Origin of the sequence: Paenibacillus zanthoxyli JH29, from assembly GCF_000520715.1 — a bacterium.
Taxonomy (GTDB): domain Bacteria; phylum Bacillota; class Bacilli; order Paenibacillales; family Paenibacillaceae; genus Paenibacillus_AQ; species Paenibacillus_AQ zanthoxyli.
In genome coordinates, this window is record NZ_ASSD01000470.1 from 1 (window position 1) to 1,774 (window position 1,774).

Consider the following 1,774-nt stretch of genomic DNA (forward strand, 5'->3'; position numbering starts at 1 on the left):
GATGCGGGGATGCCCTTTCAATTCTCCGCCGAAGGCGCCATAAGCGGCGGTCTGTCCGTTCTCCGGCTGGGGCTGCTCATTTCGCTCGGCTTCCTGTTCACGGAGACGACATCAGGAGCGCCGCTGCGCGAAGGGCTGGAGTGGGCCATCAAGCCGCTGGGAAAACTGGGCGTCAGAACGCGGAATTGGTCGCTTGCCGTTTCCGTCACTCTGCAGTTCATCCCTTGGGTTCTAGGGAAAATTTCATCACTGCAGCTGGCGCTTGCCTCCCGGGGAAACCGAAAGCGGGAACGGATGCGCTGGACGCCAAAGCAGATTTCATTGATGGCCGTCCCTCTGCTCCTCCAAGTGATAAGCATGGGCGACGAACTGGCCACCGCCATCGAAGCCCGGGGTTATGACCCGTCGAAGCCGCGCACGCCCTGGCTTGTTCTGCGCTGGCGGCGGCGGGATACGGCGGCCGTTCTTATCGCCGTGCTTGCGGCGGCGCTGCTGTGGTGGACCTCGGCCTAGCCCGAAGCTCCTTGAGAGCTTCGACCGGCAATTCGGAAGAAGACGGCGGCATCCGTCGGAATCATCAACTCGTCCCTTTTGACTATTAGCCCGCGCTGATGCGCGCATAAATAAGCTAAGCCTGCCAGAACCCATGAGGGCCACGGCAGGCTTATTGGCGTATTCTTATCTTGATTTCGGCTGGCGGGATACAAGCCTAACCAAATCCAGCGTCAGAACGGGCAGGGACAGGGAGACGGGATAGGCCAAGTAGCGGGGTTCCCATTCCGGTGAAAATTTTTCTTTATAGCGGCGCAGGCCCAAAAATCCGTACCAATGCCCTCCGTGCTTGAACACGACACGGGCCATTTTCTCTTCGCGAAGCGCTCCCGGGTTCCGCCCTACGCTGGACAGAGGCGCGTTGCCAAGGTTAAACCGCTCGTATCCCTGAGCCTTGGCCCATTCCAGCAGGGAAATAAACAGGAAATCCATCGTTCCGTTCGGACTTTTCAGGCGATGGCGCATCAGGTCGATCGAAACGGTAACTCCGCCGTCATAGCCCGGCGCAAGCGAGGCGAAGGCGATAACGGCGCCCCCGGCATCCCGAAGGAGGGCAATCGGCGCAAGCTGCAGATAGGATTCATCGAACCATCCGAGCGAAAATCCTTTTTCCGCCCGGCCTCTCAGCCATTCCTCCGAAATCGACCGAAGCTCTTTCAGCAGCTCCGTCGCAAACGGAGGCTCCGCCAATTCGAACTTGCAGCCTTCGCGGGCAAACCGGTTCTTTACGCTTCGCAAATCACTGTTCCCCTTGCCGCTGAGGGTGAACTTGTCTAGCGGAACCAGCGCCTCCTCGCCGAGCTTAAAGAAATGGTAGCCCTGCTCATGGTAGATCGGCAAGTAATCAGGCGTCGCCTGGTAGAAGACGACGGAAAGTCCGTACCTGTCGGCCTCGGTCCGGAATTCGCTGATTGCGTCGTTCACCAGATCTTTGGGTCCGAGCGGGTCGCCAAGCACGACAGCCTTGTCCCGCACTCTGGCGAACGGAAGCATGACTTTGCCGTCCTGCGCCCAGTAGAAGCTCTTGTCCCCCGTGAAGAGCATATGGGTCAGCGCGTTCCCCGATTCCGACTTAAGATAACGCCCCAGCCGGTCCATATCCGGCGGCGCGGTCAGTGCCTCCGCACGGCGGTTGGGCCGAAGCGCCACAATCATCGAGAGCAGCAGCCACGCGGTCACAAGTCCGCCCACAGCCGAAAAGGCATAGTGGCTGGGGTGCTGC

General features: G+C 59.8%; 2 protein-coding genes. One reads left to right on the plus strand and one right to left on the minus strand.

Annotation, left to right across the window (positions count from 1 at the left end; genetic code table 11):
- Window positions 1–513 (plus strand): energy-coupling factor transporter transmembrane component T (locus L691_RS0118180; RefSeq protein WP_025691836.1); only part of this gene is annotated, 513 nt, incomplete at its 5' end.
- A 165-nt stretch (window positions 514–678) separates the two neighbouring features.
- Here L691_RS0118180 and L691_RS0118185 read toward each other — a convergent pair.
- Window positions 679–1,774, minus strand: a 1,096-nt coding sequence (locus L691_RS0118185; protein ID WP_025691837.1) for a phosphatidylglycerol lysyltransferase domain-containing protein, incomplete at its 5' end; no start/stop codon positions are given.